This window comes from Halobacillus aidingensis, from assembly GCF_900104185.1.
GTDB lineage: Bacteria > Bacillota > Bacilli > Bacillales > Halobacillaceae > Halobacillus > Halobacillus aidingensis.
In genome coordinates, this window is record NZ_FNIZ01000026.1 from 34,710 (window position 1) to 58,740 (window position 24,031).

Annotated in this window: 25 protein-coding genes, 12 tRNA genes and 1 rRNA gene; 34 read left to right on the forward strand and 4 right to left on the reverse strand. The window is 44.7% G+C overall.

The genetic code is table 11. From position 1 onward, the window contains the following. The first annotated feature begins 522 nt into the window (after positions 1 to 522). From BLS23_RS18695 to BLS23_RS18710, 4 genes are all read left to right on the forward strand, one after another. Positions 523 to 804 carry a glutaredoxin family protein gene (locus tag BLS23_RS18695; RefSeq protein WP_089654548.1) on the forward strand — a complete coding sequence of 94 codons (282 nt, stop codon included), beginning with the start codon at positions 523 to 525 and terminating at the stop codon, positions 802 to 804. 138 nt (positions 805 to 942) lie between these two features. Beyond that, entirely contained in the window at positions 943 to 1,347 is a 405-nt protein-coding gene (locus BLS23_RS18700; RefSeq protein WP_089654549.1) for a YppG family protein, read from the forward strand. A 231-nt stretch (positions 1,348 to 1,578) separates the two neighbouring features. Next, a complete protein-coding gene (locus BLS23_RS18705) occupies positions 1,579 to 2,271 on the forward strand; it encodes an alpha/beta hydrolase (protein WP_089654550.1) in 693 nt (230 codons plus the stop codon). A 14-nt stretch (positions 2,272 to 2,285) separates the two neighbouring features. Then, positions 2,286 to 3,557 carry an MFS transporter gene (locus BLS23_RS18710; RefSeq protein ID WP_089654551.1) on the forward strand — a complete coding sequence of 424 codons (1,272 nt, stop codon included), beginning with the start codon at positions 2,286 to 2,288 and terminating at the stop codon, positions 3,555 to 3,557. A 34-nt stretch (positions 3,558 to 3,591) separates the two neighbouring features. Here BLS23_RS18710 and BLS23_RS18715 read toward each other — a convergent pair whose 3' ends face one another. Together BLS23_RS18715 and BLS23_RS18720 are read right to left on the reverse strand one after the other, a co-directional pair. Then, positions 3,592 to 4,449, reverse strand: coding sequence for a DegV family protein (locus tag BLS23_RS18715; protein ID WP_089654552.1), 858 nt, complete (start codon positions 4,447 to 4,449; stop codon positions 3,592 to 3,594). An 80-nt stretch (positions 4,450 to 4,529) separates the two neighbouring features. Then, positions 4,530 to 5,444 carry a DMT family transporter gene (locus BLS23_RS18720; RefSeq protein ID WP_089654553.1) on the reverse strand — a complete coding sequence of 305 codons (915 nt, stop codon included), beginning with the start codon at positions 5,442 to 5,444 and terminating at the stop codon, positions 4,530 to 4,532. Between the two features lie 220 nt (positions 5,445 to 5,664). On the opposite strand from BLS23_RS18720, the gene cshA reads away from it, so the two are divergent. After that, positions 5,665 to 7,143 carry a degradosome RNA helicase CshA gene (gene cshA / locus BLS23_RS18725; RefSeq protein WP_089654554.1) on the forward strand — a complete coding sequence of 493 codons (1,479 nt, stop codon included), beginning with the start codon at positions 5,665 to 5,667 and terminating at the stop codon, positions 7,141 to 7,143. Between the two features lie 262 nt (positions 7,144 to 7,405). Here the strand turns inward: cshA and BLS23_RS18730 are convergent, their stop codons facing one another. After that, complete coding sequence (locus BLS23_RS18730) at positions 7,406 to 8,173, reverse strand: rhomboid family intramembrane serine protease (protein WP_089654555.1); 768 nt, start codon at positions 8,171 to 8,173, stop codon at positions 7,406 to 7,408. A gap of 214 nt (positions 8,174 to 8,387) precedes the next feature. On the opposite strand from BLS23_RS18730, the gene acpS reads away from it, so the two are divergent. The 15 genes from acpS to BLS23_RS18810 all read left to right on the forward strand — a co-directional run bounded on the left by acpS (position 8,388) and on the right by BLS23_RS18810 (position 21,609). Beyond that, positions 8,388 to 8,747, forward strand: coding sequence for a holo-ACP synthase (gene acpS / locus BLS23_RS18735; RefSeq protein WP_089654556.1), 360 nt, complete (start codon positions 8,388 to 8,390; stop codon positions 8,745 to 8,747). 72 nt (positions 8,748 to 8,819) lie between these two features. Beyond that, positions 8,820 to 10,319 carry an NAD(P)H-hydrate dehydratase gene (locus BLS23_RS18740; protein WP_089654557.1) on the forward strand — a complete coding sequence of 500 codons (1,500 nt, stop codon included), beginning with the start codon at positions 8,820 to 8,822 and terminating at the stop codon, positions 10,317 to 10,319. A 53-nt stretch (positions 10,320 to 10,372) separates the two neighbouring features. After that, positions 10,373 to 11,395, forward strand: a complete 1,023-nt coding sequence (locus BLS23_RS18745) for a LolA family protein (RefSeq protein ID WP_089654558.1) — start codon at positions 10,373 to 10,375, stop codon at positions 11,393 to 11,395. A gap of 222 nt (positions 11,396 to 11,617) precedes the next feature. Continuing rightward, a complete protein-coding gene (alr, locus tag BLS23_RS18750) occupies positions 11,618 to 12,778 on the forward strand; it encodes an alanine racemase (RefSeq protein WP_089654559.1) in 1,161 nt (386 codons plus the stop codon). Between the two features lie 159 nt (positions 12,779 to 12,937). Then, positions 12,938 to 13,219 carry a CopG family ribbon-helix-helix protein gene (locus tag BLS23_RS18755; protein WP_027956786.1) on the forward strand — a complete coding sequence of 94 codons (282 nt, stop codon included), beginning with the start codon at positions 12,938 to 12,940 and terminating at the stop codon, positions 13,217 to 13,219. Between the two features lie 5 nt (positions 13,220 to 13,224). Continuing rightward, positions 13,225 to 13,575: a type II toxin-antitoxin system PemK/MazF family toxin gene (locus tag BLS23_RS18760; protein WP_035511328.1), complete on the forward strand. Its 351-nt coding sequence runs from the start codon at positions 13,225 to 13,227 to the stop codon at positions 13,573 to 13,575. 308 nt (positions 13,576 to 13,883) lie between these two features. Further along, entirely contained in the window at positions 13,884 to 14,753 is an 870-nt protein-coding gene (locus BLS23_RS18765) for an RsbT co-antagonist protein RsbRA (RefSeq protein WP_089654560.1), read from the forward strand. Between the two features lie 4 nt (positions 14,754 to 14,757). After that, positions 14,758 to 15,114, forward strand: a complete 357-nt coding sequence (locus tag BLS23_RS18770; RefSeq protein WP_089654561.1) for an STAS domain-containing protein — start codon at positions 14,758 to 14,760, stop codon at positions 15,112 to 15,114. 2 nt (positions 15,115 to 15,116) lie between these two features. Further along, positions 15,117 to 15,518, forward strand: a complete 402-nt coding sequence (locus tag BLS23_RS18775; protein ID WP_089654562.1) for an anti-sigma regulatory factor — start codon at positions 15,117 to 15,119, stop codon at positions 15,516 to 15,518. A gap of 15 nt (positions 15,519 to 15,533) precedes the next feature. Continuing rightward, positions 15,534 to 16,544, forward strand: coding sequence for a PP2C family protein-serine/threonine phosphatase (locus tag BLS23_RS18780; RefSeq protein ID WP_089654563.1), 1,011 nt, complete (start codon positions 15,534 to 15,536; stop codon positions 16,542 to 16,544). 65 nt (positions 16,545 to 16,609) lie between these two features. Further along, the gene (locus BLS23_RS18785; RefSeq protein WP_089654564.1) at positions 16,610 to 16,939 is read left to right on the forward strand and encodes an STAS domain-containing protein; all 330 of its coding nucleotides are present in this window, start codon (positions 16,610 to 16,612) and stop codon (positions 16,937 to 16,939) included. 2 nt (positions 16,940 to 16,941) lie between these two features. Beyond that, positions 16,942 to 17,418 (forward strand): anti-sigma B factor RsbW, encoded by a 477-nt coding sequence (gene rsbW, locus BLS23_RS18790; RefSeq protein WP_089654565.1) that lies wholly within the window; start codon positions 16,942 to 16,944, stop codon positions 17,416 to 17,418. After that, positions 17,390 to 18,169 carry an RNA polymerase sigma factor SigB gene (gene sigB, locus BLS23_RS18795; RefSeq protein WP_089654566.1) on the forward strand — a complete coding sequence of 260 codons (780 nt, stop codon included), beginning with the start codon at positions 17,390 to 17,392 and terminating at the stop codon, positions 18,167 to 18,169. Before rsbW ends, sigB begins: the two co-directional genes overlap by 29 nt. Continuing rightward, positions 18,169 to 18,765 (forward strand): PP2C family serine/threonine-protein phosphatase, encoded by a 597-nt coding sequence (locus tag BLS23_RS18800; protein WP_089654567.1) that lies wholly within the window; start codon positions 18,169 to 18,171, stop codon positions 18,763 to 18,765. Before sigB ends, BLS23_RS18800 begins: the two co-directional genes overlap by 1 nt. Positions 18,766 to 19,437: 672 nt before the next feature. Further along, complete coding sequence (locus tag BLS23_RS18810) at positions 19,438 to 21,609, forward strand: Tex family protein (RefSeq protein ID WP_425250626.1); 2,172 nt, start codon at positions 19,438 to 19,440, stop codon at positions 21,607 to 21,609. Positions 21,610 to 21,654: 45 nt separating this feature from the next. Here the strand turns inward: BLS23_RS18810 and cmpA are convergent, their stop codons facing one another. After that, on the reverse strand, positions 21,655 to 21,765 hold the full coding sequence (gene cmpA / locus BLS23_RS18815; RefSeq protein WP_089654570.1) for a cortex morphogenetic protein CmpA: 111 nt from the start codon (positions 21,763 to 21,765) through the stop codon (positions 21,655 to 21,657). Between the two features lie 75 nt (positions 21,766 to 21,840). Between cmpA and BLS23_RS18820 the strand changes: the two genes are divergently transcribed. The 14 genes from BLS23_RS18820 to BLS23_RS18885 all read left to right on the forward strand — a co-directional run. Continuing rightward, positions 21,841 to 22,284: a SprT family protein gene (locus tag BLS23_RS18820; RefSeq protein ID WP_089654571.1), complete on the forward strand. Its 444-nt coding sequence runs from the start codon at positions 21,841 to 21,843 to the stop codon at positions 22,282 to 22,284. Positions 22,285 to 22,458: 174 nt separating this feature from the next. Further along, a tRNA-Asn gene (locus BLS23_RS18825) sits at positions 22,459 to 22,533 on the forward strand. Between the two features lie 4 nt (positions 22,534 to 22,537). Further along, a tRNA-Ser gene (locus tag BLS23_RS18830) sits at positions 22,538 to 22,628 on the forward strand. Between the two features lie 9 nt (positions 22,629 to 22,637). Then, positions 22,638 to 22,709: transfer RNA gene (locus BLS23_RS18835), tRNA-Glu, on the forward strand. A 14-nt stretch (positions 22,710 to 22,723) separates the two neighbouring features. Beyond that, positions 22,724 to 22,800, forward strand: a tRNA-Asp gene (locus tag BLS23_RS18840). A 7-nt stretch (positions 22,801 to 22,807) separates the two neighbouring features. Beyond that, positions 22,808 to 22,882: transfer RNA gene (locus BLS23_RS18845), tRNA-Gln, on the forward strand. A gap of 106 nt (positions 22,883 to 22,988) precedes the next feature. Further along, positions 22,989 to 23,064, forward strand: a tRNA-Lys gene (locus BLS23_RS18850). An 8-nt stretch (positions 23,065 to 23,072) separates the two neighbouring features. After that, positions 23,073 to 23,154 (forward strand) — tRNA-Leu (locus tag BLS23_RS18855). A 48-nt stretch (positions 23,155 to 23,202) separates the two neighbouring features. Continuing rightward, a tRNA-Leu gene (locus tag BLS23_RS18860) sits at positions 23,203 to 23,290 on the forward strand. A 70-nt stretch (positions 23,291 to 23,360) separates the two neighbouring features. Then, a tRNA-Arg gene (locus tag BLS23_RS18865) sits at positions 23,361 to 23,437 on the forward strand. A gap of 4 nt (positions 23,438 to 23,441) precedes the next feature. Further along, positions 23,442 to 23,518 (forward strand) — tRNA-Pro (locus BLS23_RS18870). Positions 23,519 to 23,549: 31 nt separating this feature from the next. Further along, positions 23,550 to 23,623, forward strand: a tRNA-Gly gene (locus tag BLS23_RS18875). Positions 23,624 to 23,641: 18 nt separating this feature from the next. Further along, positions 23,642 to 23,718: transfer RNA gene (locus BLS23_RS18880), tRNA-Ile, on the forward strand. Positions 23,719 to 23,838: 120 nt separating this feature from the next. After that, positions 23,839 to 24,031 (forward strand): 16S ribosomal RNA (locus BLS23_RS18885); the annotation flags it as partial.

Sequence of the window (24,031 nt, forward strand, 5' to 3'; positions counted from 1 at the left end):
CAGCTTCCCAACCACCCCATTCAATGGATGTGAGAAACGACCCCACATACACAGTAGGAGCATCTTCCAAAACTACAGATTTCTAGTTGAAAAGGGCTCTATAGAAAGCTTCAGAATACAAGTGCTCCTGTTTTAAGAGTGAATTTACCAACTTCTATTACGCTCGAAAGCTGCTTATTTTGGGAGTATTTTCGAGACACTTAAATGGTTAAGGGGCGGAGGGGAATGGCGAGACTCCTGCGGGAAAAAAAGTGCATGGTGAGGCCCCGCAGAGCGAAGCTCGAGGAGGCTCACCGCGCTCCCGCGGAAAGCGAGCTATTCCCCGCAGCCCCCATCCACCCAACAAAAGTCTCGAAACTGAGTCTTCAAGTATAGGGAGCGTTAATGTAAAAGGGATGTGATGAAAATGACAAAACCGTGACAAAAAATGAGCGGATTATAATGAGAAAATAGGTTTAGCTGATGTGAAAACGGGTATAAAATTTCTAGACAGAATTGTAATAGACACAAGGAGGGGAAGCTTTGGGTAACCCGGAAGTGATCGTGTACACCAGTCGGAACTGTCACTATTGTGAGAAGGTATTAGGAACATTGGAAGAATGGGAAATTGATTATGAAGAGCGGAATGTATCGGAGAACCGTGACCATTTCAAAGAACTACAAAGAAACAAAATTTACGGTACACCCGCTGTATTTATAGATGGAGAAAAGATTCTCGGTTATCAAGAACGTAAAATGAAACAGAAACTGAGAATAAAAGAAAATCCTCAGTACATTAGGACTGACTCCATGAACTTTTCCTAAATGGTTTCGACAAGTGATGATCATCACTTGTTTTTTTTGTCCAAAAGCATCAATAAGCCTGGTATTCATCGCTTTCGTTTCACTTTTTCATGTGCTTTTTCATAGGCTGAAGTATCATACGTTAAAGGTGGAACATTCATGTACCCATATAATCCTTACTATTATTACAATAATGGCTGGTATCGGTATCCTTCCAGTCTTCCTTACGATCAGATGAACTACCAGCAAATGTCCAATAACCAGGGGAACGTCTGGGGTTATACCCCGTACAATCAAGCCATGTATGGTTTTCAAAATCCATATGTGAATAGTTATGACTATACAGGTTATACTGAGACCGGGAATCCGAATCCGAATCCGAATCCGAATTCTTCATTCAACGTCGGCAATATGTCCAAAGGCGTCATGAGTTATTTTCAAAAAGAAGATGGCCAGATTGACTTCGACAAAATGATGTCGACTACCGGTCAGGTCGTAAAGACCGTAAAAGATGTCAGTCCAATTGTTAAAGGGATCGGGACATTCGTTAAAGGCATCAAGTAAACCGCGCGCTATTCATTTAGCGCGCATTTTCTTTAGGCATAAGAAAATGTAGAGAAACATGTAGCTGTGAGCAGAAGGTTAGTTCTCTTATCTTCCCAACCAACCTCAAAATGAGCATACAGACCGGAGCCTTTTTCGTAATCAAGGAGATTTTCTTGGATAAAAATGGGAAATGAATGTGTTATAATTTTTCGCATAACGAAATAAATGATCGGGTGGAGGCGTAGGAACATGAGTATCGGGTGTTTATGTATTCACGGGTACACAGGAAGCCCGGATGAAGTCCAGCCCCTCGTCGACTTTCTGGAAGCACGGACGGATTGGGAAATTGCCAATCCTACGCTTCCGGGGCACGGGGAGAACTTGGATCTTGAAGGGCACTATTATCAAGAATGGATTGCTACGGCAGAACTCGCTTTGCTGCACCTCATGAAAAGACACGATACCATTTATATTATCGGCTTTTCCATGGGTGGGATGATTGCTGCTTACTTGACTGCAAAGTATCATCTGGATCGTTTGGTGCTTTTGTCGGCGGCTGGAAAGTATGTCAGTCTTCCGCAGATGTATAAGGATATTCTTGCGATGGTTGCAGATGCGTGGAATGGCGTGCTTGCAGACAATGAGCTTTTTCTCAGGTACCAAAAAAAATTGAAGGATACTTATCTTTTTTCCACATTCGAATTTATGAAATGTGTCCAATTCACACGGCCTTATTTACACCAGGTCCGTTGTCCTGTGCTCATCATCCAAGGGGAGCTTGATGGCATGGTGCCAAAGAAAGCGGCTTTGTATTTGGAAGAAGAAATTCCGTCTGAAGAAAAAGAGGTCATTTTCTTGAAAAAGTCGAAGCACTTGATCTGTCATGGGGATGACAGCGAAGAATTGTTTGATAAAGTGATGGATTTTGTGAGTCAACCATAGGGGGAAGAGGAAAAATGAATAATAACCGTGGACAACCCATCCATACACCTTTTTATTATGGATGGGTTGTTGTGATGGTCGCCGGTTTGAGCGTGTTCTTTTCAGGACCTGGTCAAACCTATTCCATCTCCATTTTTATTGATTATTACATAGAAGATTTTGAGTATTCACGGTCGTTGGTTTCTGGTATTTATTCAGCGGCTACATTGTTAGCGGGAATCACGTTGTTTATGATGGGGCGCCTCATCGACCGTTTCGGACAGCGGGCGATGATGGTTACGATTGGTTCATGTTTAGCATTAGCTTTGTTTTGGAATGCTTTTCTTCTCGGGCCGATTATGATGTTTTTTGGCTTCTTTATGATTCGTTTATTCGGGCAGGGATCGATGACATTGATTCCGAACACGCTTGTGCCCCAATGGTTCATAAGGAAGAGGGGACGAGCGCTCAGTATTATGGCGATCGGTGGATTTGCTAGTTCTGCTCTGTTGCCACCACTGAATACATGGCTGATTGAATCCTTCGGTTGGAGAATGACATGGGGCTTATGGGGAAGCGCACTGTTGATTCTTTTTGTTCCACTGGCCTTCTTCTTCGTCCGCAACAAACCCGAGCACATCGGGGAAGTGCCGGACGGGACGCCGAAACCGGTCAAAGAAGAATCAGTGAACCCGAACGTTGAGGTCAATGAAAAGAGTTGGACATTGAAAGAAGCCATGGCGACGAGAGCTTTTTGGTTTATTTTGTTTTGTGTCATCGTCCCAGCTCTCGTAAACACGGCGATTACTTTTCATATGGTGTCCATCATGGATTTAAGAGGACTGGATACAGGGGTAGCAGCCATGGTACTGACCTTAATGGCCGTCATCGGATTTCCGGTTACATTCGTCAGCGGTTATCTGGTCGATCGTTTCAAGGTGCATTATATTTTGGCCATCACGTTCTTTGGCCACATCTTTACGCTGGTCATCCTATTGTTCACAAATTCATGGTGGATGGCTGTTGCCTTTGGTGTATTCTGGGGGTTCGTCAATGGCTTTGAGCGGATCGTATTGAATATCGTCTGGCCTAATTATTTTGGGAGGGAACACCTTGGGAGTATCAAAGGGCTTGCCCAAACGGTCATGGTCGTTGGTTCAGCGCTTGGGCCGCTTCCGTTCGGTTTGTTTTTTGACTGGCTGGGAGGTTATCAGGAAGTCATTCTGCTGACCATTCTCTTTCCGGTGACCGCAGGTATTCTTGCGTTATTGTCACCCCAGCCGAAATATGAGGATTATCACGCATAAAAAACGTCAGAGGTTTAAAACCTCTGACGTTTTTTTAGTCTTTAAAGAAAGCGATGACGAGGCCGCCTTCTCCTGCGTATGTGGAGATAAGGGGTCCTGTTTCCATAAAGAGAGATTCTTTGAAATTGTAACGTTCTTTGATTGTACTCATTACTTTCTTTCCCCGGTCCTCATCGTTGCAATGGGACATCGCAATGACGCGGTCTTCCAGGTTGGATGCATACTCACCGATTTGGTCGACAAAGCGGCGCAAGGATTTCTTGTTGCCCCGTACTTTTTCCGTCACTTCTACTGCGCCTTCATCATCGCTCGCTTTCATAAGAAGTTTGATATTCAGTGTCTTGGCGATGGCCCCTTTGACCTTATCCAGTCGTCCGCCTTTGATGACATTTTCCAGTGTCTTCAAAATGAAGAGTGTCGTCGTCTTCTCAATCCGCTCCTCCATATGGGAGACCAGCTGGTTAAAATCGTATCCTTCTTCCATGCGGGCCGTCGCTTCATGCACGAGTAATGCAATGCCGCAGGAGGCCGTCTTCGTATTGAGAACGGCAATTTTACGGTCCGGTTCTTCATCAAGGAGCATGTCCTTACCCATGACAGCACTCTCATATGTACTGCTTAATCCCTGAGTAAGGGCAAGCACTAAAATTTCATCGTTCGGATCGATCTGTTTGTATTTTTCATAAAAATCATTCGGGCTTGGAGAAGAAGAACGGGGAAGTTCATCAGACTGCTTCAGTTTTTCATAAAACGTAGGCAAATCGATCGTTTCCCCTGTTTTATATTGTTCATCTCCGAAGTGTAAGTTAAGCGGAACATATTGAATACTATGTGCTTCCATCATTCCATGAGGCAGATCTCCGCCTCCATCAATGATCAGTTGTATCGTCATTTCTTCACCTGCTCTCTTAAATTCATCGTACTATTGAGGTGTACCCCATACTTATTCAATATTATATCAAACTTAGCGGTCTATCGGCGGTTTGTTTCATGAGTGAATTTCGGTTTAACCTTTTTCATCGTGCTCAGTATGAACATCATAAGACCGAAAATGACAATCGATCCTCCGAGCCATTGCGTCCATGTGATCACTTCATCCAAAATCCAATAGGCTAAAATAGAAGCCCCGATTGGTTCGACGAGTACAGCCATGGAAATCGTCGAGGTGCTGAGCCATTTCAATGTCCAGTTGAACAGCGTATGACCGAAGAAGGTCGGGATGATCGCAAGGCCTAAGAATATCAGCCACTGATCACCGTCGTAACCGGTAAAAGAATAATCGAGCGCCAGGTTATAGAGTAGAAGTGTGGCCGCTGCCATCCCATAAGCAATGAACGTATAGGTCATGATGGACTGACGTTTACGTAAGTTCTGACCAAGCAGGAAATAACCGGTAACGGTAATAGCACCAAGCAGGGCCAGCAGATCACCGAACAAAGCCGTGCCGCTTATTTGAAAGTCGCCCCAGCCGATGATTACGCTTCCTGTCAATGTGATGACAAGACTCAGAATGGCTCCGACAGTGAATCGCTCTTTGAAGAAGAGGTAGGTCCCCATAAAAGCGAAGACCGGCTGGAGGGCAACAAGGACGACGGAACTTGCGACGGTCGTATAATTCAATGATTCAAACCACAAAATAAAGTGGAAGGCGAGGAATACACCCGATAAAATCGCAAGAACCCAATCTTTCTTATTCGTTTGTTTTATTTCATCGAAATGTTTCCATAATACATAAGGAGCCATAATTCCGACTGCAATGGCCAGACGGTAAAAAGCGATCATCGCCGCCGGCGCATCTCCTGCGAGTTTGACGAAAATCGCGGAAGTGGAAATGGAAAGGACGCCTATAAACAAAATAATATATGGTTGAACTGGAGGCTTTTCCAAGCGAGCCCTCCTCTGGTATACGTCATTTTTTTCTCATTTTATCATTATTACGTTTGAAAAGCATAGCCGAAATGTGTAGAATTAACTATGTTATATGTGTTATGATGAATGAATCTATCAGGCAGATACCAGAGAAGCCTCTCCCGTTTCCTGTGGCAGAAGGCTTTTTTTACATGTATATAGGTAGAAGATTTAAACAATAAAGGAGTATGAAATTACTGTGACAACATTTCAATCACTAGGATTATCAAAACCTATCCTAAAATCATTAGACGTTATGGGTTTTGAAGAAACAACACCAATACAAGAACAAACAATCCCTCTAGGACTAGAAGGGAAAGATGTCATTGGTCAAGCTCAGACAGGTACGGGAAAAACGGCTGCATTCGGTATTCCGATGCTGGAAAAAATCAACAAGCAAGTGAAAGCCGTTCAAGGACTTGTCATCGCCCCGACAAGGGAATTGGCTATTCAAGTAGCAGAGGAGCTTAACCGTCTAGGTAAAGGAAAAGGCATTCGTGTCCTACCAATTTATGGTGGATCAAACATGGAACGCCAAATCCGTGCCTTGAAAAACAATGACATCGTCGTAGCAACACCAGGACGTTTGCTGGACCACATCCGTCGTAAAACAATCAAGTTACAAGATGTCCACACAGCAGTACTTGATGAAGCGGATGAAATGCTTAATATGGGCTTTATCGAGGATATCCGTGACATTTTGAAGGCACTGCCAGAAGAGCGCCAAACATTGCTTTTCTCTGCGACAATGCCGAAAGAAATTCGTGATATTGCAACAACATTGATGAATAACCCGGAAGAAGTAAAAGTCAAAGCGAAAGAAATGACAGTGGAAAACATTGAACAGTTCTTCGTAGAGATTCCGGAAAAGCACAAATTCGATACACTGACACGTTTGCTGGATATCCATGACCCTGCATTGGCGATTATTTTCGGTCGTACAAAGCGTCGTGTTGATGAAGTAGCTGACGGTCTTCAAGCTCGTGGATTCAGTGCTGAAGGCATTCACGGTGACTTGACACAAGGGAAGCGTATGTCCACATTGAACAAGTTCAAACGCGGACGTATCGAGATCCTTGTCGCAACAGACGTTGCCGCACGTGGCTTGGACATTTCTGATGTCTCTCACGTGTACAACTTTGACATTCCGCAGGATCCAGAAAGCTATGTTCACCGTATTGGACGTACTGGACGTGCCGGACGTAAAGGGAAATCCATTTCCTTCGTTACACCTCGTGAAAAAGATCAGCTTCACCTGATTGAAAAACTCACGAAGAAGAAAGTGGAACGCCTGAAAGTACCTTCTTCTGAAGAAGCAGCACGCGGTCAGCAAAAAGTGGCTGTTGAGAAGTTGGCAGAAACGATTACAAACAACGATTTGAATAATTATAAGCAGGCAGCTAACGAACTGCTTGAACAATATGAGTCCACAGACCTTGTCGCTGCTGCACTGAAAATGATGACAAAAGAACGCAGTGAAGTACCTGTCCGTTTGTCTTCTGTTCAACCGATCAGTGTGAAAAACGCACAGCGTGACAAGAGTAAGAAAAAAGGTGGCTACCGCAAAGGTGGAGGCGGCAAGCGCAACTTCAACAGCAAAAATAAATCCCGCAACCGGAACTTCAGCGGCAAAGGCGGCAGCAAGCGCGGCAATTACCAAAACAAAGGCCGCAGCTAAGTAAGACCATTGAAAAGATCAGTCCTCTGTACGAGGGCTGATCTTTTTTTATGCTCTGATAAACATTGCTGTTAATGTATATGGCAGGACGAAATTTTATCAGTGAGTTTTAAGCTTTTATCGGTGGGTTTTAGGTATTTATCAGTGACTTTCAAGTTTTTATCAGTGGGTTTAGCGCTTTTATCAGTGACTTTGATGTTTCTATCAGCAGAGCGGTCCTGGTAGAAAAGATAAAAAGACTCCACCCTGGAGGATGGAGCCGTTACATGCGGTTGACGAGTGCGAACAAGGCAAGGAAGATGATGATACCCCAGAGAATGTACTTGCCTGTGTTCTTCCGTCCGTATTTTCTTTTCTGCCAACGATTCGGATCGAAAGAAATGTCATCACTGTCGGAACGCGAGTGACGGGTGCGGACTTGCCATAAAGAAAAGCGGCGTGCATTTTTTAAAATGACAGGAGCAATGGCGAAACCGCCAATCAGTCCGAATAAGTGACCGAAGATATTGATGTTTGGCCGTGCAAAAGTCATGAATAAACCGATCGCAAAAATGGCGAGAATGATTTGCGAATTGGCTGTATCAATCAAGTGTTTCCGGTTCATGATCATAAATAGATAAACGCCGAAGATACCGAAAATGGCTCCTGAAGCCCCAAGGTGCCAGTAATAGGCATCCGGATTAACGATAAATGTACCGAGGTTGCCGACAATGCCGGCAAATAAATACATCACAACAAACTTTCCTTTTCCTAACATCTGCTCAAGGGCCGGCCCGAAGAGGACGAGGGAAAAGGAGTTGAACAGGGCATGGGTGAAATCTCCGTGTAAGAAAATCGGAGTGACGAGGCGCCAATATTCGCCGTTCAAAATCAAGGCATTCATCCCAATGCCCCATTCCTTCAAGTCAACCGCAAAACCGAGCTGCAGAAAATCCATCAACAGCCATAAAAAGAAATGAAGCCCAACGAGAAATGAAACAATCGGATAAAATCGAATAAATTCTTTAAAACTTTCCGTTCGTACAAACATGATTAATCTCCTTTTTTACGTTCAAGATTAAGATGAGGGGGGGAGTTTTCTGCCCCTCGGTGACCTCCGCGAAATCACCGAGGTCAGTAAACGTGCATAAAGTTCATTGAACTCCTATTATAATGTAATCCCCGCAGCTTCCTCGTATTCTTTTTTACCGTGAAAAGATTCGGGTATACTGTTCATAGATTGTTAATGAAAAGGAAGATGAATTGTGATCAAAGGCATCGGCGTAGATATCATTGAATTGGATCGTATTAAACAAAGTATAAAGCGAAGAGAACGCTTTGTTCAACGAATACTGACTGAAGAGGAACATCTTCGTTACGAATCGTTGAATGAAAAAAGAAAAGTGGAATACTTGGCGGGTCGGTTTGCTGCAAAAGAAGCTTTTGCCAAAGCGACGGGTACAGGAATCGGCAAGCTCGGTTTCCATGACGTTGAAATATTATCAAATGAAACGACAGGGGCGCCTATGATGAAGGCGAAAGGCTACGATCGCTATCAGGTGTGGGTGTCCATCAGTCATAGTTCGGATCATGCCATTGCTCAGGTGGTTTTGGAAGAGTGCTAGGGAGGTATAGGAGGGCAGACATAATTACATAGGTTGTCTCATAACATTGTAATGCGGGTAGGAGGGAACGAATTGGATATTGTTACCGCACAAGAAATGTACGAACGGGATCGAGTGGCCATGGAAGCCGCTGGACTAGATGGGAAGATGCTCATGGAGAATGCCGGGAGAGCGGTTGCGTATGACTTTCTCCGCCACATTCAAAAAGAGCATAAGATTGTCGTCCTGATAGGTGCTGGCAATAATGGCGGCGATGGATTCGTCATTGCCAGGACGTTGTTGAACCTTGGATACGATGTGGAGGCTTGGCAAGTCGTTCCGGACGCAAAGACCACTGGAGATGCAGAAGCACATAAGAGGATATTCCAAGCTTCTGGTCACCCGTACAGACTATTGAAGAGTTCGGAAGACTTGAATACTTCTCTATGTCGTGCAGATGTATGCATCGACGCGATGTTAGGGATCGGAGTGAAGGGGCGGCTGAGAGAGCCCTACGCGGATATCGTCCGTCTCTGTAATGAGAGATCAATTGTAAGACTTGCCGTCGATCTCCCTTCCGGTGTGCCGGCAGATGAAGGGGAAGAGGATTTTGAGGCATTCCAAGCTCATTACACGTCGATCATCGAAGCGCCGAAGCAGAGTGCCTTTTTACAACACACACAGCCATACTATGGCGAATGGTCGGTCGTGGAAATCGGACTGCCACCCAAACAACTTCCGGATCACCGGAGGAGGCTTTGGGGGAGGGCTGATGTCGAAAGGACCTTGCCTGGACGAGAGGCTCATTCCCATAAAGGATCGCACGGAAAAGGATTGGTCATCGGAGGGTCTCGCTTGATGCCCGGCTCTGTCGCTATGACGGCGAGGGCAGCTCTGCGGAGCGGGGCGGGATTGATTGCGGTATCCACGGATTCTGAAGCGATTCCTGCGATTTCTCCGTATGTGCAAGAAGCGACTTTTGTAGAAGGGGAAAATGGAGGACGAGTTCCTGACCTGGGAGGGTACGATGGTATCGCTGTCGGTATGGGATTGGGCCGCAACTCTATGCAGGAAACAGTGGTGGAGCGACTGGTCCGTGAAAAAGAAACCCCATTACTGGTGGATGCCGACGGGTTGTACCTTTTAAAAGGTTTCCTTGGAGAGTTGAAAAATAGGGAAGTTCCGACCGTTCTGACGCCTCACCCAGGTGAATTCGCCCACTTGACGGGTCTTTCCATCCAGGAGATTTTGCGCGCTCCTTTTTCCTATTCAAAAGAATTCGCTGAAAAGCACGGCGTGTACCTCGTTCTGAAAGGACCTTCAACGATCATTACAGGTCCTGATGGTGAACAGCGGGTAGACGTCTCAGGCAATGCAGGCCTCGCTAAAGGTGGAAGCGGTGATGTTCTTTCTGGCATTCTGCTCAGCATGATGATGCAGACAGAACATGTGATGGATGCCTTAAGCAATGGTTGTTTCCTTCATGGATCAACGGCTGATTTACTTGTGCAGGATGGACATTCGAAGGTTGACCTACTCGCCTCTGACGTCATTGAAGGTTTATCCCGGACGTTCCGTACATTTTCTTCTTGATCCATATCATACGTTCCCTTTGTCCTTAAGTAGAGACAAAGGAGTTGAGTCTTATGCAAAGACGTTTTCTGATCCTGTTGTTCAGTCTGTTCGTCTTAGGTGCTTTGACAGCTTGTGGCTCACAGTCGAAAGAAGATGTCGTCAAAAAGCTCGAAAAACAGTCGGAAGAAATGGCTGGATATAAGACCGAAGCGAATATGAAGATGCGTACAGGGAAGGAAGAACAGAAATACAACATTCAAGTGTGGCATAAAAAGGATGATTTTTACCGTGTGAAGCTTCAAAATGATCAGGATGAAAAAGGGAGCCAGATCATTTTGAAAAATGACAGCGGCGTGTATGTCTTGACGCCTGCCTTGAACAAGAGTTTCAAGTTCCAAAGCGAATGGCCTCAAAACACAAGTCAGCCTTATCTTTATGCTTCACTGCTGAATGATATCAAAGCGGATCCGGATGCAGAGTTCAATGCTTCCGAAAACTACTTTGTGTTCAAGACAAAGACAAACTATCAAAATAACAAAACCCTGCCGTTCCAGGAAATTTACTTTGATAAGAAAACCTATCATCCTGTGATGGTGAAAGTGTTTGACCAGGATATGAATGCTCTTGTGGAAGTCCAATTCGCCAACTTCTCGAAGGACGATTCCATGAAGAAGGAAGACTTTGATGTCGATAAGAATATGGCCATGGCTCCAACAGAAGCCCCTGTTGCGAACATGGAAGGGGAAGAGCTTGAAGAAGTGCTGTATCCACAAGAGACATTTGGTGCTGAACTTGCAGATGAACGTGAAGTGAAGACGGAAGATGGAAAACGATTCATTATGACCTATGCAGGTGATAAGAACTTCACATTGGTTCAGGAAAAAGCGGAAGTTCAAGCGGCAAGTGCTCAATACTCTGTCCAGGTGAATGGTGAACCTGTCCAGCTTTGGGATGGAGTTTTTGCAGCCTTCGAACACAACCGTCTGGAATGGAACCATAATGGAACGACTTATCAGCTCGCGAGCAATGAACTGACGCAAGATGAAATGGTCGCTGTCGCAAGCTCAATCAACACGGCTGCGATGGTGAAATAAACTTGGAAGGAGCAGGCTTAACGGTCTGCTTTATTTTTTGGTCTTCCATCACTCTGGTTAGGAAGATGCCCCTCAAGCTTCACCCCCCTGGGCTCACGAGAGTCTTTGCTTTCTTTAGAGTCAATCACCAAATCTATCCAATATTCCTGTTTTTTCTATGATATTTGACACTGGCTTCTTCTCATTCAATAATAAAAAGATATAGAGAGAGGAGCGGTCATTGTGGCATGGGATACGTATTACAGAGATTCAATCGCAGAGGTTGAATTGACGGCGATTGAGTATAATATACAGCAATTGAAACACCGATTGGAAAAAGAGACAGACATTTGCGCGGTAGTCAAAGCAGATGCCTACGGACATGGGGACGTGCAAGTCGCAAGGGCTGCCTTAAAAGCGGGAGCAAAGAGTCTTGCCGTCGCACTTTTGGATGAAGCTTTAAAACTGAGAAGAGCAGGAATTGAGGCACCGATTCTCGTCATGGGCTGGACACGCCCTGGGGATGCTGCGGTCGCTGCTGAAAACAACATTGCTTTAACGGTTTTCCAAAAAGATTGGCTGAAGGAAGCGGCGGGTATTCAGCGTTCTAACCCATTGAAACTTCATCTAAAAATCGATACAGGTATGGGACGGATCGGGGTACGAACGGTGGCAGAATTAGAGGAAATCCTTGCTGTTCTTGCTGAAACCTCCGATTTTCATTTGGAAGCTTTGTTTACCCATTTTGCTACAGCGGATGAGGAAGAATCCGAGTATTTTCATAAACAACAAGAGCGCTGGCACGAAATGTTTTCTTATTTTAAGAGGAATTGGGCAGAAGATGTCGAAATTCATACAAGTAACAGTGCGACAAGTATGAGGGTTCCGGAGCGGATGGATCATTTTGTCCGATTTGGTATCAGTATGTATGGACTTTATCCTTCTCCCCATGTCAAAAAAGAACGGCCGATCGACTTGAAGCCTGCTTTTTCTCTGTCGAGCCGGCTGGTCCATGTCAAAAAAATAGAGGCTGGAGAATCGATTAGTTATGGGGCTACCTACACAACGGAAAAAGAAGAGTGGATCGGCACCATTCCGCTTGGTTATGCGGATGGTTGGATCCGTAAGCTTCAAGGTGCGGAGGTCCTCGTCGACGGGAAACGTCAGCCGATTGTCGGAAGAATTTGCATGGATCAATTCATGATTCGGCTGGATCAGGAATATCCTATAGGGACAAAGGTTACCTTAATTGGTAAACAAGGGGATCAAGAAATTTCAGCCGATGAAATAGCAGAGCATCTCGAAACGATCAATTATGAGATACCCTGCATGATCAGCCAAAGGGTGCCGAGAGTTTTTCAAGAAGATGGGAGAACGGTAGAAGTGAGAAACTCCTTGTTGTGAGTAAGCTTCCCGTTTCCGGACAATTCTCCCGATGTAAGGATAAAAGCTTTCATAATTCACGAAAAAATTCCAACACTCCTTTGCAATGGACACTCCCGTTTGATAAGATTAGAGTGGACTAATTGACTGGTTTCTTTTGAGAGAAGATGGTGGAGGTGTATGGTTTTGTCCGATAGCATGCAGGAGATTGTCATCCGGATTCCGGATAACCTACTCAATGAAGTGGATGGCTTCATTCAACTCGATAACAGTGATCGGAGCGATTTCATGTGTCAAGCAACGAAAATGTATTTGCGTGAGAAGAAACAGCGACATATTAGAGAATCCATGCGTAGAGGCTACATGGAAATGGCGAAAATCAATTTAAATATCGCTTCAGAAGCGTTTCAAGCTGAAGAGGAGGCCGAACACACCCTGGAGCAACTAGTGAGCGGGGTGTGAAGCCAGTGATAGTCAAACGAGGTGACGTTTATTTCGCTGATTTGTCCCCAGTTGTGGGATCAGAACAAGGCGGGGTTCGTCCTGTACTCGTCCTTCAAAATGATATTGGTAATCGTTTTAGCCCTACCGTGATCGTAGCCGCGATTACTGCGCAAATACAAAAAGCCAAACTTCCAACACATGTCGAAATTAATGCAGAAAAATACGGGTTCGAGCGAAACTCTGTGATCCTACTGGAACAAATCAGAACGATTGACAAACAGCGTTTGACCGATAAGATTACTCAACTTGACGAACCGATGATGCAGCAGGTCAACAAAGCCTTGCAGATCAGCCTCGGTTTGATCGACTTTTAATCGGAAAGCACGTCGTGTATGAAAAATAAAGTTGCCTTTTTAAGGTAACTTTATTTTTTTTGGCTTTTCTAGTTTATAATGGACATAGATAGGGTATTGATGATGGCGTGTTTTTTATTAACAGGTTTTTATTAGGTTCACTTGTCATTTTACAGAGGGTATGGAAAGATACTCATGTATGAGCGATATGGATGCCCTTATGATGAAAGCGAGGGCAAATGGTGTAAAAGTAAGGCTTTTTCTGATAAAGTTATATTCAAATAGTATAAGCACGAACAATAGAGGGTTATGAGGCGGAGGTTTAGATAATGGACGAAAGACTGAAAAATGTAGTGGTAGAACATAGTGATGACATTGTCAAAATGTGGTTGGAGGAAGTCAATACACATAAGAAGAATGATTATACATCGACGATTTCTGATGAAATGTTCGAAAGCACGAATCGTGAATTCGTCAATGTGATTTTTTCCAGTATCGAGAAACAGGGATTATCTTCTGACTTGGACGATTTCTCTGAACGCTTGATCAATCTCGGCTGGCCGTTGAGTTATTTAACAGACGGGATGCAGGTGTTCCGTCGTGTAGTGACGGATTTCATCCTCAAACAATCGGATAAAATCGACTCGGATTATTTTTCTGAGGTCCTTCGTAAAGTAGATGGCTGGGTCGATCCAATCATCAACCGTCTTGTCAACGAGTATTCAGGAAGCTGGGAGCACATCGTTTCCTTGCAAAGGGTAGCTTTACAAGAGCTTTCCGCACCCTTGATCCCTGTGATGGAGAACATTACGATCATGCCTCTGATCGGAACCATCGACACGGAGCGGGCCAAGTTAATCATGGAGAACCTTTTGGACGGAGTGATCAAACATAACGCTGAAGTTGTTTTGATCGATATCACAGGTGTTCCGGTTGTGGATACGATGGTTGCCCACCACATCATCCAAGCAGCTGAGGCTGTGCGACTGATCGGTTCACGGTGCATTTTAGTGGGAATCCGCCCTGAAATTGCACAGACGATTGTGAACCTCGGAATCGATTTAGGGAAGTTCCCTACGAAGAGTTCATTGCGGAAAGGGTTCCAAACAGCATTAGAATTAACAAATCGTCGTATTGAAGAAACCCAGAACAATGATGAAGACATCGAAAAATTAATTGATTCACTAGATAGGGAGTGAAAACATGAGGATACCTATTTTAAAGCTTCATAACTATTTACTCATTTCCATACAAATCGATTTGGATGATCAGACGGCCATCCAATTCCAAGAAGATCTTTTGAGCAAGATTCATGAAAGCGGAGCGACAGGTGTCGTCATTGATTTGACATCCGTTGATATCATCGATTCTTTCATTGCCAAAGTGTTGGGAGACGTTGTGACGATGTCGGATTTGATGGGGGCCAAAGTTGTTTTGACGGGGATCCAGCCGGCAGTTGCGATGACTCTTATTGACCTAGGTATACACATGCAAGATGTCCCGACCGCGTTAGATCTAGAACAAGGATTGATCAAACTTCGCCAGGAATTGGAGGAGTGAATATGGACTTTCAATCCTGTGTCAATATAAAGAAGGAGTGGGACATCGTCGGAGCCAGACAACTTGGACGAGATATATCCAGAAAGATCGGCTTCGGGACTGTCGATCAAGCAAGGATTGCCACGGCCATTTCTGAACTGGCACGGAACATTTATTTATATGCAGGAACAGGCAAAGTCTGTTTCGAAGCACTCGAAGACATGAATAAAAAGGGAATTCGGATCGTAGCTACGGATGAAGGACCCGGAATCAAAGATATCAGCCAAGTTATGGAAGACGGATTCACCACATCAGGAGGGCTTGGAGCAGGACTGCCAGGGGTGAAACGGTTGATGGATGACTTTGATATCGTATCTGGAGAAGGTGAAGGTACGGAAATCACTGTCGTCAAATGGCTCCGTTAAAGGAGGTAATAAGTGATGAACACATTGAAGCTCGATTTAGAAAATTATAAAGAACTATTACAAGAGTATATTAAGACCGAGGATGAGCAAGCTCTATATCAAGCGGAACAGTTCAGTAAGCACTCCATGCAGCAGAACATATCGCCGGAAGAGATCATCAATGTTCATATCCAATCGCTACAGGAAATATACCCGGATATGCCGAGGTATATTCAGTCATCTATGAACTTTCTTCTGGAAACCATGATTTCTTATGGGTTGGCTTACCAGGAGTATCAGACGTTGCGGGAGAAGCAGCTTGAGCTCAAATCGGAAATTTCCGTCGCTGCCAATATGCAGAAAACGTTATTGTCGACAGTGAAACCGGATCTATCTGAGATTGATGTAGGAGCTTTGAGTGTTCCTGCGAAGCAAATGAACGGGGACTATCATCACTTTGTCCACGATGGAAAAGGAAGCCTTGGAATCGCTGTCGCCGATGTCATAGGTAAAGGTGTACCCGCTGCTCTCTGTATGTCGATGATCAAATATTCGATGGACAGTTTTTCAGGGATGCGAACGGACCCTAGTGTCATTCTGGGCAGCCTGAACCGTGTAGTGGAACGGAACGTAGACGCAAGCATGTTCATTACGATGTTCTATGGATTGTATAATTCGAACGAGCATACGTTCACTTTTTCATCAGCCGGCCATGAACCAGGTTACTATTATCATAAAGATCGTGATGAATTTGAGGAAATCGATGTACCGGGACTTGTACTCGGCGTATCTCCTGAGGTCACGTATAAGCAGTATGAAAAGAGAGTGGAAAAAGGAGATATGATCATCCTTCTGACCGATGGGGTGACAGAATGCCGACAAGGAGATCGATTCATCGATCAGGAAGAGATTTTACATGTCATCAAACAATATTCTCATCTACCGGCACAGGGAATCGTGGATCAAGTGTATAAACATTTTGAGCGTCTGCAGGACTTCCAGTTGAGAGATGATTTCACATTGATTATTTTACGAAGGAATGTTTAACAACTGTTTATACAGGGTAACCAACTATGTAGTACGTTTTTTAGGAAACATTGGGAGGGATTATGATGAATTTATCTATAGATGTTACGAACAATGAAGGTGTTTCAAATGTCGTCCTTACCGGAGAGGTGGATGCATTCACAGCACCCAAATTAAAAGATACATTGCTGCCGCTGACGAAGGAAAAAGGCCAAGTCGTAGAGGTGGATTTTCAGGATGTGAATTACATGGATTCCACAGGTCTTGGTGTATTCATCAGTGCCTTGAAATCGACGAAGGAGCATGAATCTGAGATGCGCCTTGTCCATATGCAGGACCGTGTTTACCGTCTCTTCAAGATTACGGGGTTAACAGAAATTATAAACATCGAGTCTACAGTGCAAGGTGGAATGTAAACATGGAACCATTTGATTTTGTTGAAGTGAAGGTACCTGCCAAAGCGGAATACATCGGTGTCGTCCGTCTGAGCATATCAGGGATTGCCAACCGAATGGGATTCACTTATGAAGATATCGAAGATTTGAAAGTAGCCATTTCAGAGGCGATTACAAATGCAGTGAAACATGCATATAAAGAAACGGGTGAAGGTGAAATTACCATCGGTTTCGGTGTTTATCAGGACAGACTTGAAATCATGGTCGCTGATCATGGAGGAAGCTTTAACCTTGGCGAGATTAAGGAAGATATCGGCCCTTATAAACAAGATGATGATATCGAAGAACTGCGCGAAGGAGGCTTTGGCCTGTTTCTCATTGACGCTCTGATGGACAAAGTTGAAATCAATAGCAAATATGGAGTCATTGTCCTTATGACAAAATATCTCCATGAAACCGGGGTGGGTCAAGATGGCGACCAAATCACAACACCACAATGAGGAAGTTTACGAATGGATCGCCTATCTACAAGAGAACCCGAGAGATGAAGAGATCCAAGAAAAGGTTGTCCTCGTTTATAAGGACCTTGTAGAATCCATTGCTCGTAAATACTCAAAAAACAGCACCATTCATGAAGACTTGGTTCAAGTCGGCATGCTTGGACTGTTAGCGGCAATCCGAAGGTATGATCCCGAATTCGGAAAGTCCTTTGAGTCGTTTGCCATACCGACGATCATTGGGGAAATCAAACGCTTCATTCGTGACAAAACATGGAGCGTCCATGTCCCGCGTAGAATCAAGGAGCTTGGGCCGAAGATCAAAAAGGTATCGGAAGAACTAACGAACTCATTGCAGCGCTCTCCATCTGTAAAAGAAATTGCAGATGAATTAGAAGTATCTGAAGAGGATATCCTTGAAACGATGGAAATGGGCAAAAGCTATAAAGCTCTGTCTGTCGACCGTAAGATTGAAGCAGACTCTGACGGCAGCACCGTCACCATCCTTGATTTGATTGGAAATCAGGAAGATGGTTATTCCAACATCGATCAGAGGATGCTCTTAGAAAAGATTCTGCCCATCCTTAGCGAACGCGAACAGGAAATCTTACAATGCACGTACTTTGAAAACATGAGTCAGAAAGATACAGGCGAACGACTGGGCATCTCCCAGATGCACGTATCCCGTTTGCAAAGGCGTGCATTGAGGAAACTGAGAGAAGCCTTGCAATCTGAATCTGTCGAGGTATTCTAGTGGAAAAGGAAAATAAACGGGTGGATTTATCTATTTTCCAAAAAGCCAAAAAAGGGAATTATTATTGTGGGGACAGCTATTTCTATAAGGAAACGGAGGATGCATTCCTTTGTGCCCTTGCCGATGGCCTCGGAAGTGGCGAAATGGCCCGCGAATCGTCCAAGGCGGTTATGGAAGTGATAGAGGAACATCCTGACTTGACTCTAGAAGCTCTCATCAAAAAATGCAATGAGGTGTTGGTAGGGAAACGAGGAGTGGTCCTTGGGATTTTAAGGATCGACTTTAACGCTCGTACTTACTCTTATTCATCGATTGGTAACATCGGGGTTATTACTGTGGACCCGGATGGGAAGCGTAATCGCAACATTCCGTTGGCTGGTTACTTATCCGGTTATCCTCGCAGGCTGAGAATTTCTCACGGAACTGTGCAGGAAGGGATGGTATTCCTTATGTTTTCAGACGGAGTCAATGACCGTCGTCTGTCTTCAAATTTCACTCATTCCAGAGACGTTGAGCAAATCACTCAACATTATAAAGAATTATACGGTCAATCCCGTGATGATGATATCACACTGATTGCTATGGCTTATAATTGAAACCCTTCATTCGAACCGAAAGGTAGAATGAAGGGTTTTATTGTTTTTGTTCGAACAATCATCTTACTATTAGTTATTAAAGTATATGGCAGGATTGTGGAAGACTTGATTTCGAGATGTTTTGGGATTCGTTTGCCGTGTTGAGCGTCAGGGATGGCTGGGAAGCCACTCGCTTTCCTGCGGGGATGACGGCAAGCCTCCTCGTGCGGGGTCTCGCCAGCCAATCCATTCCCGCGGGAGTCTCGCAGCTTCCCAACCATCCCATTCGATGAATGTGAGAAACGAACCCCATTACTGTGTGGGGGGGTCTTCCACTATCCTTGTGGTATATGCATAAAGCGCTACATAACAAGCTTTCCGCACCCAGAATAGAGTGCCTGCAAGTTCGTATCCTCCATTTATTCTGTGCATAAAAGCAGCTTATTCTGGAAGTGGTTTCGAGACACTTATATGGCAAAGGGGCGGAGGGGAACGGAGAGACTCCTATGGGACGTGTGGGACAGGTGAGACCCCGGAAGGCGTAGCCTGAGGAGGCTCACCGCCCGCCCCATGGAAAGCGAACCTTTTCCCGCAGCCCCTAAACTCTCACAAAAGTCTCGAAACTGAGTGTTCAAGTATTCTCTTTTATAATTTGATACAATGGATGAGACGTCATTGAAGGAGGTCATTTTGTTGAGTGAAACAAATAAAAATACCGAGCTTATGAAGCTCGTAGCGAAACAGACGAAATTGAAGGATCAGACAATCAAACAAGTCATTGAATTGCTTGAAGAAGGAAATACCGTTCCGTTTATCGCCCGTTATCGGAAAGAGCTGACAGGCGGACTGGATGAAGTGCAAATCAAAGAGATAGAAGATCAGTGGAACTATGTAACGAACCTTGTTCAGCGTAAGGAAGAAGTCATTCGCCTCATTGATGAACAGGACAAACTGACCGAAGACTTACGCCACCAAATTGAATCCGCTGAAAAACTTCAAAAAGTGGAAGACTTGTACCGCCCTTATAAACAAAAACGTAGGACAAGAGCGACGATTGCCAAAGAAAAAGGGTTGGAGCCTCTCGCGACTCAAGTGTGGGAACAGCAGAACATCGACTTTGAAAAGGAAGCTGAAGCCTTCTTTTCTGATGAACACGAAGTGAATACGGTTGAAGATGTCCGGGGAGGGGTGAATGATATCATCGCCGAATGGATCTCGGATGACCCTACATATCGAGAAAAGATTAGAAAACAGACGCACGACAAGGGTGTCATCGCTTCATCTGAAAAGAAAGCAGATAAAGATGAAAAAGGCATTTTTGAAATGTATTATGACTACCAAGAACCCGTTCGGTCTATCGTGTCCCACCGTGTTCTAGCCCTTAACCGTGGTGAAAAAGAAGAAATCATTAAAGTATCCGTTCAGCCTCCTGAAGAGGCGATTGTTCAATATTTGGAGAGGAGTGTCATTAAACGCCATACGGTCGGGAAGCTTCGTTCCATTTTGGAAGAAGCCATTCAGGACAGTTATAAGCGTTTAATTCAGCCATCTGTTGAAAGGGAGATCCGAGGTGCATTATCTGAGCAAGCCGAGGAACAGGCGATTGAAGTTTTCTCCAGTAACCTGCGAAACCTCTTGCTCCAACCCCCGTTGAAAGGGAAAGTGGTTCTGGGAGTAGACCCTGCCTACCGTACCGGATGTAAGCTTGCCGTCGTAGATGAAACAGGGAAAGTGCTGGACATTGGCGTCATCTACCCAACAGCACCTAGAAATGATACGGCAGGAGCAGAGAAAAAGATTCTTGCCTTCATGGATACGTATGACATTGAGCTGATGGCCATCGGGAATGGTACAGCCTCCAGAGAAACGGAACAATTCATCGCAGATATGATCCAAAGACATCAGCTGAAGGCTTCTTATATGATTGTGAATGAAGCAGGGGCAAGTGTGTACTCAGCTTCGAAGCTCGCCCGTGAAGAATTCCCTGACTTTCAAGTGGAAGAACGAAGTGCGGTATCTATCGCTCGCCGTGTCCAGGATCCATTAGCAGAACTCGTGAAAATTGATCCTAAATCGATCGGTGTCGGTCAATACCAGCACGATGTAACTCAGAAAAAACTGAATGAATCATTAACATTCGTTGTAGAGACGGCGGTAAACCAAGTGGGAGTTAATGTGAACACAGCCTCTTCTTCTCTGCTGCAATATGTATCAGGGCTAAGTAAAACCGTTGCGAACAATGTCGTGAAAAAGAGGGAGGAGTTAGGCAAGTTTACGAAACGATCCGAACTCAAAGATATTCCACGCTTAGGTGCAAAGACATTTGAGCAAAGTATCGGCTTTTTACGAATACTAGACGGAAAAGAACCTCTTGATCGCACACCTATCCACCCGGAAAGTTACAAAGCGACAAGGGAACTGCTGAGGAAGTTCGGATTTACCACAGAAGATATCGGAACGGACAAGTTAGCAGAAGAATTGAAAAGTGTAGACACATCATCTGTAGCAGAACAACTGGACATTGGGGAGTTGACGCTGCAGGATATTGTGAAATCTCTCGTTCAGCCTGGCCGCGACCCAAGGGATGATTTGCCTAAGCCATTGTTGAAAACGAATGTTCTTTCAATGGAAGATTTAGAACAGGGGATGGAACTGGAAGGAACCGTAAGGAACGTAGTAGACTTCGGTGCTTTCGTGGATATTGGTGTGAAACAGGATGGGCTTGTCCATATCTCAAAACTTGCTGACAAATTCGTCAAACACCCAATGGACGTGGTGGCGGTAGGGGACGTCGTTACCGTTTGGGTCGATCAAGTGGATGTACAAAAGCAGAGGATCGCTTTGACCATGATCAATCAAGGATAATACTAAACGAAACTGCCTGGAGAGAGAAAGCTTTCCGGGTAGTTTTTATTTGTATAGGTGCTGATAGTAATACCAGCATTGATTCAGCATTTTAATTTGATATTTATCTTTGTTCAAGAATGCTTTTGTCATTTGGTTCTTCAACCAGGAAGGCATAAGAAGTCATCTCCTTCATATTCAACTTTTTTCATTCTTATGATACAGTATGCAAAGGGCGAGGGAGGTGTTCCTATGACAGACCAGGAATTGCAGCAATGGACCGATGAATTATCGAAAAAATACTTTGACAAGCCTTTTGCGCATGATGTATACTTCAATTCTCGTCTTCGGACGACAGGAGGGAGATACATTCCTTCTAAAAAAGTAATTGAAATCAATCCGAAATATATAGTAGAATTAGATGGTGTCGAATTAGAAGGCATCATTAAACATGAACTTTGTCATTACCACCTTCATATTGAAGGGAAAGGTTTTGGGCATCGCGATCCTGAGTTCAAGGCTTTATTAAAAGAAACAGGGTCTCCACGACACTGTTCACCATTGCCTTCTGAAAAAAGTGGGAACTTCCATCACTATGTTTGTACAAAATGCGGACAAACATACAAGCGGAAAAGACGGGTGAACACAAAACGTTTCGGATGTGGGAAATGTAAAGGGAATATAAAAAAGAAGTAAATTTTCCATTGACGAAAGAGGGGCCACATGTTAAATTAGTTAAGTCCTAACAAAACAAGCCAAAAACACATGGGAAACGACTTAAATTTCATGTAAAAAAGGTTTGACACCACGGACGAAATGTTATAAGATATAAAACGTCGCTGATAAACAGCAACGAACATTACGAATTATTCCAACGTAGCTCAGTGGTAGAGCAATCGGCTGTTAACCGATCGGTCGTAGGTTCGAATCCTACCGTTGGAGCCATTACGGAGAAGTACTCAAGTGGCTGAAGAGGCGCCCCTGCTAAGGGTGTAGGTCGCGTAAGCGGCGCGAGGGTTCAAATCCCTCCTTCTCCGCCATTTATTTTTGGCCCGTTGGTCAAGTGGTTAAGACACCGCCCTTTCACGGCGGTAACACGGGTTCGAATCCCGTACGGGTCACTTAACCTTATAAAGGTCCGGTAGTTCAGTTGGTTAGAATGCCTGCCTGTCACGCAGGAGGTCGCGGGTTCGAGTCCCGTCCGGACCGCCACTCTTTTTGGGCCATAGCCAAGCGGTAAGGCAACGGTTTTTGGTACCGTCATGCGCTGGTTCGAATCCAGCTGGCCCAGCCATTTTTCTTTCGAAAAAGAGTTGACAAAAAGCTGAATAAGTTATATGATGTTTCTTGTGCTTCAAAAAAACAACATCATCATTGAGTGTTACAGATTCCTTTAATAGGAGCCATTAGCTCAGCTGGTAGAGCATCTGACTTTTAATCAGAGGGTCGAAGGTTCGAATCCTTCATGGCTCACCATTTATTATGCGGGTGTGGTGGAATTGGCAGACACGCTAGATTTAGGATCTAGTGCTTCACGGCGTGGGGGTTCAAGTCCCTCCACCCGCATTATCCAATTATCATGATCAGCATCCCATTGTTTACTACAGCAATTTTGCGGTCGTGGCGGAATCGGCAGACGCGCTAGGTTGAGGGCCTAGTGGGAGGTAATCCCGTGGAGGTTCAAGTCCTCTCGGCCGCACCAACTTTTTTAAAAAAAAGTGCTTGCGTCACAACACAAAAGATGATAAGATATTAAATGTCGCTTTTTTAATGCGCCCGTAGCTCAATTGGATAGAGCGTCTGACTACGGATCAGAAGGTTAGGGGTTCGACTCCTCTCGGGCGCGCCATTAACGGGAAGTAGCTCAGCTTGGTAGAGCACTTGGTTTGGGACCAAGGGGTCGCAGGTTCGAATCCTGTCTTCCCGACCATCGAAATCCTAAATAACAATATGATACACTTGCGGGTGTAGTTTAGTGGTAAAACCTCAGCCTTCCAAGCTGATGATGAGGGTTCGATTCCCTTCACCCGCTCCATTTTATTGAATGTCATCGGGGCCTGTAGCTCAGTTGGTTAGAGCGCACGCCTGATAAGCGTGAGGTCGGTGGTTCAAGTCCACTCAGGCCCACCATGATTCATTTGATCTTTGAAAACTGAACGAACCAACCAGTACGTCAAAAACATTTCTTCTATAAAGAAGAAATTTGAAACAAGCACATTCGGTGTGCAAATGAGCAAGTCAAACTTAACTTTTATGGAGAGTTTGATCCTGGCTCAGGACGAACGCTGGCGGCGTGCCTAATACATGCAAGTCGAGCGCGGGAAGCGAGTGGATCCCTTCGGGGTGAAGCTCGTGGAACGAGCGGCGGACGGGTGAGTAACACGTGGGCAACCTGCCTGTAAGATCGGAATAACCCCGGGAAACCGGGGCTAATGCCGGGTAA

Excerpts from the sequence above, each read along its gene's own strand:
- BLS23_RS18700 (WP_089654549.1), top strand. The coding sequence starts at position 943 with ATGTACCCATATAATCCTTACTATTATTACAATAATGGCTGGTATCGG.
- BLS23_RS18705 (WP_089654550.1), top strand. The coding sequence starts at position 1,579 with ATGAGTATCGGGTGTTTATGTATTCACGGGTACACAGGAAGCCCGGAT.
- BLS23_RS18710 (WP_089654551.1), top strand. The coding sequence starts at position 2,286 with ATGAATAATAACCGTGGACAACCCATCCATACACCTTTTTATTATGGA.
- BLS23_RS18715 (WP_089654552.1), bottom strand. The coding sequence starts at position 4,449 with ATGACGATACAACTGATCATTGATGGAGGCGGAGATCTGCCTCATGGA.
- BLS23_RS18730 (WP_089654555.1), bottom strand. The coding sequence starts at position 8,173 with ATGTTTGTACGAACGGAAAGTTTTAAAGAATTTATTCGATTTTATCCG.
- BLS23_RS18745 (WP_089654558.1), top strand. The coding sequence starts at position 10,373 with ATGCAAAGACGTTTTCTGATCCTGTTGTTCAGTCTGTTCGTCTTAGGT.
- BLS23_RS18755 (WP_027956786.1), top strand. The coding sequence starts at position 12,938 with ATGGTTTTGTCCGATAGCATGCAGGAGATTGTCATCCGGATTCCGGAT.
- BLS23_RS18765 (WP_089654560.1), top strand. The coding sequence starts at position 13,884 with ATGGACGAAAGACTGAAAAATGTAGTGGTAGAACATAGTGATGACATT.
- BLS23_RS18770 (WP_089654561.1), top strand. The coding sequence starts at position 14,758 with ATGAGGATACCTATTTTAAAGCTTCATAACTATTTACTCATTTCCATA.
- BLS23_RS18775 (WP_089654562.1), top strand. The coding sequence starts at position 15,117 with ATGGACTTTCAATCCTGTGTCAATATAAAGAAGGAGTGGGACATCGTC.
- BLS23_RS18780 (WP_089654563.1), top strand. The coding sequence starts at position 15,534 with ATGAACACATTGAAGCTCGATTTAGAAAATTATAAAGAACTATTACAA.
- BLS23_RS18785 (WP_089654564.1), top strand. The coding sequence starts at position 16,610 with ATGAATTTATCTATAGATGTTACGAACAATGAAGGTGTTTCAAATGTC.
- rsbW (WP_089654565.1), top strand. The coding sequence starts at position 16,942 with ATGGAACCATTTGATTTTGTTGAAGTGAAGGTACCTGCCAAAGCGGAA.
- sigB (WP_089654566.1), top strand. The coding sequence starts at position 17,390 with ATGGCGACCAAATCACAACACCACAATGAGGAAGTTTACGAATGGATC.
- cmpA (WP_089654570.1), bottom strand. The coding sequence starts at position 21,765 with ATGCCTTCCTGGTTGAAGAACCAAATGACAAAAGCATTCTTGAACAAA.
- BLS23_RS18820 (WP_089654571.1), top strand. The coding sequence starts at position 21,841 with ATGACAGACCAGGAATTGCAGCAATGGACCGATGAATTATCGAAAAAA.